The 8595-nt window shown below is 50.9% G+C and carries 12 protein-coding genes, 1 tRNA gene and 1 pseudogene; 3 read left to right on the forward strand and 11 right to left on the reverse strand.

Going from position 1 to position 8595, the window contains the following annotated elements:
• Positions 1 to 205: transposase (locus tag RJ38_RS05865; RefSeq protein WP_039017963.1), on the reverse strand; the 205-nt coding region annotated here is incomplete at its 3' end.
• A gap of 63 nt (positions 206 to 268) precedes the next feature.
• On the opposite strand from RJ38_RS05865, the pseudogene RJ38_RS05870 reads away from it, so the two are divergent.
• Positions 269 to 637: pseudogene (locus RJ38_RS05870) on the forward strand (DDE-type integrase/transposase/recombinase); the annotation flags it as partial.
• A gap of 6 nt (positions 638 to 643) precedes the next feature.
• On the opposite strand, the gene RJ38_RS05875 reads toward RJ38_RS05870, so the two are convergent.
• Both RJ38_RS05875 and RJ38_RS05880 read right to left on the reverse strand, forming a co-directional pair.
• Entirely contained in the window at positions 644 to 1525 is an 882-nt protein-coding gene (locus RJ38_RS05875; RefSeq protein WP_082005651.1) for a glycosyltransferase family 2 protein, read from the reverse strand.
• Between the two features lie 53 nt (positions 1526 to 1578).
• Positions 1579 to 2376, reverse strand: a complete 798-nt coding sequence (locus tag RJ38_RS05880; protein ID WP_039017964.1) for a hypothetical protein — start codon at positions 2374 to 2376, stop codon at positions 1579 to 1581.
• A gap of 651 nt (positions 2377 to 3027) precedes the next feature.
• On the opposite strand from RJ38_RS05880, the gene RJ38_RS05890 reads away from it, so the two are divergent.
• Both RJ38_RS05890 and RJ38_RS05895 read left to right on the forward strand, forming a co-directional pair.
• Positions 3028 to 3528, forward strand: coding sequence for a SixA phosphatase family protein (locus RJ38_RS05890; protein WP_039017966.1), 501 nt, complete (start codon positions 3028 to 3030; stop codon positions 3526 to 3528).
• 161 nt (positions 3529 to 3689) lie between these two features.
• Positions 3690 to 3764 (forward strand) — tRNA-Phe (locus RJ38_RS05895).
• A 142-nt stretch (positions 3765 to 3906) separates the two neighbouring features.
• Here the strand turns inward: RJ38_RS05895 and RJ38_RS18820 are convergent.
• The 8 genes from RJ38_RS18820 to RJ38_RS05935 all read right to left on the reverse strand — a co-directional run.
• On the reverse strand, positions 3907 to 4293 hold the full coding sequence (locus RJ38_RS18820) for a hypothetical protein (RefSeq protein ID WP_156121778.1): 387 nt from the start codon (positions 4291 to 4293) through the stop codon (positions 3907 to 3909).
• Between the two features lie 107 nt (positions 4294 to 4400).
• Positions 4401 to 4907: a hypothetical protein gene (locus RJ38_RS05905; protein WP_052245223.1), complete on the reverse strand. Its 507-nt coding sequence runs from the start codon at positions 4905 to 4907 to the stop codon at positions 4401 to 4403.
• Complete coding sequence (locus RJ38_RS05910; RefSeq protein WP_039017968.1) at positions 4883 to 5677, reverse strand: sterol desaturase family protein; 795 nt, start codon at positions 5675 to 5677, stop codon at positions 4883 to 4885. Before RJ38_RS05910 ends, RJ38_RS05905 begins: the two co-directional genes overlap by 25 nt.
• 35 nt (positions 5678 to 5712) lie before the next feature.
• Complete coding sequence (locus tag RJ38_RS05915) at positions 5713 to 6018, reverse strand: hypothetical protein (RefSeq protein WP_052245224.1); 306 nt, start codon at positions 6016 to 6018, stop codon at positions 5713 to 5715.
• Between the two features lie 147 nt (positions 6019 to 6165).
• Entirely contained in the window at positions 6166 to 6945 is a 780-nt protein-coding gene (locus RJ38_RS05920; protein ID WP_039017969.1) for an anti-sigma factor family protein, read from the reverse strand.
• Positions 6942 to 7445: an RNA polymerase sigma factor gene (locus tag RJ38_RS05925; RefSeq protein WP_039017975.1), complete on the reverse strand. Its 504-nt coding sequence runs from the start codon at positions 7443 to 7445 to the stop codon at positions 6942 to 6944. The genes RJ38_RS05920 and RJ38_RS05925 overlap by 4 nt, the downstream gene beginning before the upstream one ends.
• Positions 7446 to 7503: 58 nt before the next feature.
• On the reverse strand, positions 7504 to 7881 hold the full coding sequence (locus RJ38_RS05930; RefSeq protein WP_039017970.1) for a COG4315 family predicted lipoprotein: 378 nt from the start codon (positions 7879 to 7881) through the stop codon (positions 7504 to 7506).
• Positions 7882 to 8113: 232 nt separating this feature from the next.
• Positions 8114 to 8595 (reverse strand): IS3 family transposase (locus tag RJ38_RS05935; protein ID WP_039017066.1); only part of this gene is annotated, 482 nt, incomplete at its 5' end.

Here is an 8595-nt window from a genome sequence, read left to right on the forward strand (position 1 = left end):
CTTCCTTGCGAAGCCGCGTGTTCTCCTTCTCAACGTCTTCATGCGGTCCTGACATCAGGTCATCGTGTTGATGCTGTTGAACCCATTTGTTCAGCGTCGAAAGCCCAACCCCTAAATCTGATGAAAGTTGAGGCCGCGTTAAGCCACTCGTCGTCGCCATGCGCACCGCATCACGCCGAAACTCGTCTGTGTATCTCTTTGCCATTCTCTATCTCCTTCATAGCAAACATTGCTCGAAAGAGACCGGAACTAAACCGCGACAAGACCAAACCGCATGAAGAAGGATCTGGCAATCCGGGCGTTAGATATGGCCGTTGCTTTGCGCCAACCACCGGAGGATTGCATTCACCATACGGATCGTGGTTCACAATATTGCTCAAATGAGTATCAGAAGCGCTTGTCCAAGCACGGTTTCAAGGTCTCGATGAGCGGCAAGGGAAATTGTTATGATAATTCTATGGTCGAGACGTTCTTCAAATCCATTAAGGCTGAGCTGATTTGGCGCAACCGTTGGGACACACGCCGTCAGGCTGAAGGCGCGATCTTCCAGTATATCAACGGGTTCTATAACCCGCGCCGTCGCCACTCATCGCTTGGCGGGAAAAGTCCCTTGGCTTTTGAGCGAAAGGCCGCATAAATGAGTTCAGAGACCGGAACGTAAGCGGGACAAGACCAGTACAAAACGCAGCCAGTAGCTTTGTATATTTTCAGTCACTTCTGAAAGTAGTTCAACTTGACCGCTCCTCAGGATCATTCGTTGCGCGCGAAAAGCGAGGTATGCTGGTGCTCCATGAATGTGATTGCATGAGGCAATATTGTGCAGAAAAGTCCTCAGATAACATTCGGCAATCAGGGATTTATTACCTTGGTTTGTAAGTCGTTCAAAATCTAGAGACCGCTCTAGGACAACAGCAAAGCAAGCTTCAAGCCAAGGTTCAAACCCGGCAGCTAAAAGACGACAGCATAAGTCTGTATCTTCGTCAATCACTTGATCAGCACACAGCCCTCCGAGGTCCCAGTAAAGGGACTTTCTTATCCAAAACCCCGCGCTAAGGGGCGCAATTTTCCGTCGGACTGGAATTTTTTTATTAGCCAGCCGACTGTGGTCGCCTAATTTCGACTTCTTATCATGAACAAGATTGTAAGGGTCACCCGAGCGGATCTTTTGTCGCGCAAAGCCCCAATAGGCATTTTCCGTCGTTGCAATGTCCTTTACACGTAGCACATAGTCGCCAATGAACTCGTCATCATCGTCTAGGAAAAGCAATATTTGCCCGCGTGCAATATTGGCTCCGTAATTTCGAGCCGAAGCAGCACCTCGTGGGCCTTGGTTTTGTGTCACAATCAGATGCGGTAGGTGAGCGAATTCTTCCAAAGCCTGTTGTGCCACTTTGCTCCCATCTTCGACAACTAACACTTCCACATCACTCCCAGCCCATAATAAAGCAGACGACACAGCCCTAGGAAGTAAATTTGCGCGATTGTGTGTTGGAATAATTATCGAAATATACGGATCATTGGTCATGGTTAAAGGAGTCTTTCTGTTGCTTTGGGCGTTCTATTTGATCTTTGCAGTGGTCAAAAGTGGCGTGCTGCGTCAAAATTGTATGTTCCACTAGCAACAGACAGAACATCGTCTTGGCTCATTTCATTCCTTCCGCGATGTTGCATGTGGATAAACTTGGATGATGCTGTTCGTTGATCGACGAGCAGATTTTCACCAGACAAGGTTTTGGCACTGGTAATTTGACTATTCCAATCGGAAGCCAAGCATGAATAATCACAGCGATGTTTCCCTACGAATGCGCCAAGATAGTTTTGATCCAACCGGTAGAAACGCGGTAGCCTAGCTAAGGTCATCACATATTGATAGGCTTTGACGGAGGGGAAGTTTTCTCGCGCAAATTGAAGGCCGGTTTTTGTGTACAAAACCACGCCAGAATTGAAGACTCGAGGTCGGTTAAGTGCATCTAACGGTACCTGTACCCCCCAAATTTTCTTGACGACTTTAGCCCAACGCAAATCATTATTGTGATTTATTCTTCCAAACATGTTTAATCTTAGATCGGGTTGGTCAACCTCCTCTACCATCCCAATTTGCCCAATTGGCGTTTCAAAAATATTCGCATCATTGTTTTGAAGCGGGATCACATCCATATCCACAAACAAAACTTGATCATAGGCGTGAAAATTCAGGTCAAATATGGGTCGAAGCGCATTATAGTAGCGAGCGTATTTACTTCTGAAATACCGGGGATCTTGCTCGAAAAGGTATTCAGCACCAGAGTCTCGCGCATATGAAGTAAAAAGCTCTTTGCTTACTTGGGCATAGGAGGGCATACGGCCTGTCCAATACTGATATATTAGTCTCTTCATCTCGCTATCCTTCCGTCAATATCTCCTATCTAAATGAAATTAATTTCATTAATAGGATTTGATGATCTCAAACTAGGGTTTTCGGCAGTAAAGGGAGCCAAAATTAGGGCAAATACAATTCATCTGGTTGGTTGTACTATGCTGAACGTTATCTTCGTTGCAAGTGTCGCATTTCGAGGGCTTTAGGCTTGCCGTCCAGATAAAATGGTTAACGACCAATTCGAGAGACAAATAGCTGATAGACACCGATGGCAATGTAATTGCCTGAACAGGCCACTATGCACACGCTTCTTATGCAAACTTGGGTCTTGTCCTCATCATTACCTGGTTTGGTGTGCTGTCTAAACTGGCTTGCACCTCAGTCTAATTCGGCGCGGCGAGCTATAGTTAGCGCGTTAAGCAATGACGTTTATGACTACGCCGGATGCCAAGCCCATTTGCACAGTCCCGCAGGCCAAGATTGCATGTCAAACGGCTGCCAGGCACGTGTATCATGCCCAGTCAGCCAAACCTCTGGGCGCACAGCCGCGCAATCTGCCTTCCACATGCGGGCTTTTCTAAGACCCACATAGGCTGCCCCAGGTCCAAAATCATTTGCATCCCAACGCATTTCCCCTAGGAATTAGCAACCTATTCAATCAGGGTGAGACCATGACAAAACGACTTATTTTGATGCGCCATGCCAAATCCGGCTGGGACGACCCCTGCTTAGATGACCACGACCGAGTGTTAACCGAACGTGGCAGGCAAGCCTCGGACGCGATAGGGCGATGGATGGCCACGCAGGGCTATGCCCCCGCCCTATTATTGTCCTCAAGCTCCGAACGGACCCGTGAAACCTGGGCAGGTGTTGCGCAACACCTCGGAGATGCCTTAACAGAATTCACCTCACAGCTTTATTTGGCCGCACCAGGTAAGATGTTGTCTCTGCTGCAAAAACGTTCGGAAGGCACCGTGATGATGCTTGGGCACAACCCCGGCACGGCAGCCTTGGCAGCCGGACTTGTCGAAGGCGGTGTAACACATCCCAAGTTTCGGCAATATCCCAGCGGCGCAACAACAGTTTTGGATTTTGACATCGAAAACTGGTCCGACATTCAGCCCAGCAGCGGCCGTTTGGTAAACTTCGTCGTGCCACGTGAACTGGTGTAACCACCAGAACGATCCCACCTACCCCGCACGGTATCATAACAAGCAAAAGGCGCGGATTTGTGAAAAAATGACATTCCAGGGAAAAACAGTGATTTCCCCTCTGGACACTGCCAGCCCCCCCGTCTAAAACGCGCTTACTCGAACGTACAACGTTCCCCGGTGCCCGGGTAGCTCAGGGGTAGAGCAGTGGATTGAAAATCCTCGTGTCGGTGGTTCAAATCCGCCCCTGGGCACCATTTAAACTTAATGAAAACAGCCACTTGGATAGATCGCTGAGATTTGCGATCATAGCTGATTTTCTTGTGGGTATCATTGGGGTAGCAAACTGAGCGGAAAGCGAACTAGCAATCTGGTAATTCTGAGAAAACTCATCATGGTTTACGGAAAGGTCGACACCCATGCTTTCAACTCAGAAATTGCAACAGCAAGCTGCCGTTGTGGAGAAACGCTTCCATCTTTTGTAACGTAGGCTACTGGGCCGCCTTTGTGGATGATGCCAAATACCGCATAATCCTCGCCCATTAAGGGACCACCAGACATGCCTTGCCCGAGCATCTGAGAAACCTCGATCAGTGAAACCGCGCTCTTGGTAGTCAGGGAACTAATGCTTCCCTGTCTAACGTTGAGGCGGTCACCCGGGCCGTAGGTTGGGAAAAGGTCACTTGCATATGCGCGCTGCAAAGGCCAATTCGATCTTGCTAAGTTCTTTTTCGACATCCGCGAAAGTTTCATCAAAGAAAAATGACAGAAACTTTGTGCTGGCATCGTCACCTAGATCCTGAATGATCGGCTTTCCTCGCACCAACGCGTCCAATTCACGTTCACGGCGTTCAGCACGTTTTGTCTTCAGCTCTTCTTCAGCCAGTGCATTTTTAGGACGCAGACGCCGGACCGACGGCCGCACAGCATTTGGATATACTAACAGGACATTGGGAAAGGCAGGGCTGTTCGGCGCAGGTGTTGCAAGGTGAGGCCTTCTGCAATGGCGCAAGCGGCAAGCGTTGGGGAACGCGCAAAGCCGCGCGCAGGGATATCATCATGCCCGCAGTGTCATGCACCATCATTTGAACCGGTGACGCCCAAGCCCGGCCCGAGGCCTTTGCCCAGCGGATAAACGGTGGATAGGGCGGCCCATCAGATGGAAAATGGGTTCCCAATCCGAGGTCATCTGCGATCTCGCCGACAACATGTTTGGACCAGCGATCAAGCGGATTTTCTGCCTTGTCCTGATATTCTGCAGAGGCGGTGAAATGTTTCCAGAACCCGGGTTCACGAGGCAGCAACAACACCAGCGTGTCATTTCCGTCCCAAAGTATTCCGCCGATATCCAGATGCTGGGCCCGCGCCCGTGATTCTATTTCTTTTGAAAGGGTAACCATAGGCTCCACCCAAGTTTTGCGGGGCGTTCATCACGCCAGGCCAGGCCGATTTCCATTTTGTCATGTCCAGCCTTGGGTTGCGCAATATAGGTATTGAACATGCGATCCCAAATCGACAGAGCAAATCCATAATTGCTGTCATGTTCCTGTCGGTGAACGGAATGATGCACGCGGTGCATATCCGGGGTCACCAACACCATGCGCACAAGCTGATCCACTTTGGCGGGGAGGCGCATGTTGGCGTGGTTGAACATGGCGGTGCCGTTTAACATGATCTCAAATATAATCACCGCAATCGCGGTCGGGCCAAGGGCATAGACCACGGCGATCTTGATCAGCATCGATAGCGCAATTTCAACGGGGTGAAAACGGATGGCAGTCGTGACGTCGATGTCGCGATCTGCGTGATGTACCCGATGCAAACGCCACAGAAGCGGTACTTTATGCGTGATCAAATGTTGTAGCCAGATCGCGAAATCTAAAATCAGAACGGCGAGAATAAGTTCAAACCAAGCGGGCAGGGTGATCAGGTTTAGCAGACCCCAGCCTTGGTGTGTTGCATCTGCGGCGGCGCCAACAGCTAAGACGGGTAATACAAAGGCCATCATTCGCAAGGTCAGGGTATTGAGCAGCGTCAAGGACCAAGCTGTAAACCAGCGTGATTTGCGCGGTAGGCTTCGCACACGGCGAGGGAACCAGGTTTCGATGCTCGCGAAGAGCGTGAATAGGCCTAGAAAGATGCTGAGGCGGATGAGGGCTTCGTGTTCCATATGGAATGTATGCGCGCAGCCCTCATCCAGGTCAATTACCCTGCGGCAGCGATCGCAAGCATTTGGGGCAAATGTGCCATCACAACTGTGCCAGGCGAGATCATCGCGCCATAGGCTGCGTTCTCGGCCGAGGCCATAAATGCGGCACCGCCTGCTTGGGCGCTGGCCTGGCCATCCCAATACACGAGATCTTCCCAGTGATCCCCGTCTTTCACCAGTGTACGATACATAAATCCTGGTTGTGTTTTCACCCAAGCAAAGCTGGCTTGCGCCGCTTCTAGAAAAGCGGCCTCATCCGTGTTGGGCAGAGTTTTGAAACGCACGCGTTCAAGTACAGACATGTTTTGATCTCCTGATATCTGAATGTCTGCTTCCTATAGAACACCCCTCCTGACAGCCTTCTGTCAGGAGGGTCACCATGGGTTCAATTAATTCCAAGCGGAACATTCGATTGCGTGTCGGATGTAGTAGGGGCAGCCGGAGTTGCCTTAACCGGCCGTGAGCTGGTTAAACACATTACTTGCAATTTCACTAAGCTCTCCACGTGGTATGTCCCCGACGAGGGCATAGCGTAGCGTTTCGTCTTGCCAGTAAAAGCTGTTGGCTTCCCCATCATTTTCAAACTGAAATTCGGCCATTCGCCCGGTGTTTCCCTGTAGGACCATCAAAGTAATGCGAGTGCCCGCCAAGTTTTCATACATAAATTGTGCGGCGGGGCCTTCAGAGACCGACAGTAAGCGGCCCCCAACAAGGTCAAAGCCACTACTTTCAAGGTTTGGCGCAACCATTTGTGCGCCAACGCGGTTGGACAGCCAGCGGATCAAAAGCGCCTCTTGTGAGGCTTTGATTTCAACGGGGCGATGCGGATCTACTGCGTAAACAACATGCGCAGCTAGAGCGTCCTGCACCAACGCGGCAATGATCTCAGTGTCGTTTGTTGGAAGCTGCGCAATGTCGTTGCTGTCACGCAGCGTCCAGCCCGCAAATATGCCGACCGCCAATACAGCCAGACCTGCAACGAATTGTGCAGCATAGCGAAGGGGGGCTGCGTTTGTGTTGGCGCTTGGTGCTTCTACCGAATTCACGGGCACTTCTGGGAACAATGCTTCGATTGATCGGTTCTGTTCGGCCCAATCCATAATTTCCTCGGCCCGATCCGGATTGGCATTTAACCAGGATTCCACATGGGCCATATCGGCGTCAGACAGATGCCCGTCGACAAAAGCGTGCAACATATCATCGGTAATTGTTTTTGAGCCGTTCGTCATACCGCACCTTCATTCGTAATTTCACGCAGCCGCGCGCGTGCTCGCCCCAGTCGAGACATCAACGTGCCAAGAGGCAGCGAAAGGGTTTCGGCGGCATCCTTATAGGACATACCGCTAAGAACCACCGTTAGTAAAACTTCGCGTTGGTCAGTGGGCAGTTGATCAATTGCGCGTGCCGTATCCGTTAAATCAAGCCGAGCAGCCAGCGTATCAGGACTTGCTGCTTTCAGAAACTCAAGATCCATACTGTCCGTTTGCGGCCGCGACTTTCCTGCGCGGATCTGATTGCGGTGCAGATTGACCATCATGGTCATAAGCCAAGGTTTCATGCCTGCTGTCGTAGCCACATATAGCGCTTGCTTGCGCAAAGCGCGTTCCGCACAATCCTGTGTCAGGTCATCTGCCGCCGCTGAATTACGTGTCAAACCCAGTGCCACGCGTCGTAAGGTTGGCAGATGAAGCTGCAGTTCGTGTTGAAAGGTCTGGCGGGGTACGCTCACAGGTTTATTCCGTGATGTTTCGGGACGGATATGCCCCGAAACAATGTTAATCACAGGATCAGGGGCGTGCAAGATGCCACACGCCTTTCACGCCATCACCAGTCTGATCACCAGCTTCAACGTCGTTTTTCCAGAAGTACAACGGTGCACCATCATGGGCCCATTGGCGCGAGCCGTCCGCGCGGGTGACAATCGTGAATTCACCATGGTCTTCGTCATCGGCACCTGCAAACAGAGGGGGCCAAGCAACTGCACATGGACCATTGCAAGCTGAACTGTCAGCCGTATCTGGATCAAATGTGTAAAGCGACATGCCGTCTGCATTGGCAAGCGCACCATTTACAACTTGCAACCCCGCAACCATATGTCCCTCGGCAAAAACCGCTGTGGTCGAGGTGACTGCAAAAAGAAGGGCGGTCGTCAGAGATTTATACATAGTATTTCCTTTGTTGGTGGGGCCATATGTGAGGATGGGGTCCCGTTGTTGTGGTTGATATTAAGGAAACACGCGGCAGGCAGGTTTTAATCCCCGCAAAACAAATTTTCGTTGAGAAATGTATGATGGCGTTTTGGGGGACGTTCAATGCGTCTCGGGAAATGATCGGCTTCGCTGGGTTGCTTGACCCACATTGGTCTTGTCCCGCTTACGTTCCGGTCTCTGAACTCATTTATGCGGCCTTTCGCTCAAAAGCCAAGGGACTTTTCCCGCCAAGCGATGAGTGGCGACGGCGCGGGTTATAGAACCCGTTGATATACTGGAAGATCGCGCCTTCAGCCTGACGGCGTGTGTCCCAACGGTTGCGCCAAATCAGCTCAGCCTTAATGGATTTGAAGAACGTCTCGACCATAGAATTATCATAACAATTTCCCTTGCCGCTCATCGAGACCTTGAAACCGTGCTTGGACAAGCGCTTCTGATACTCATTTGAGCAATATTGTGAACCACGATCCGTATGGTGAATGCAATCCTCCGGTGGTTGGCGCAAAGCAACGGCCATATCTAACGCCCGGATTGCCAGATCCTTCTTCATGCGGTTACTGATAGCCCAGCCGATGACGCGGCGAGAATACAGGTCAAGGATGACGGCAAGATACAGCCAACCTTCGCTGGTCCAAATGTAGCTGATGTCGCCAGCCCATTTCTGATTGG

It is taken from the genome of Halocynthiibacter namhaensis (assembly GCF_000812685.1).
GTDB classification, from domain to species: Bacteria; Pseudomonadota; Alphaproteobacteria; order Rhodobacterales; family Rhodobacteraceae; genus Halocynthiibacter; species Halocynthiibacter namhaensis.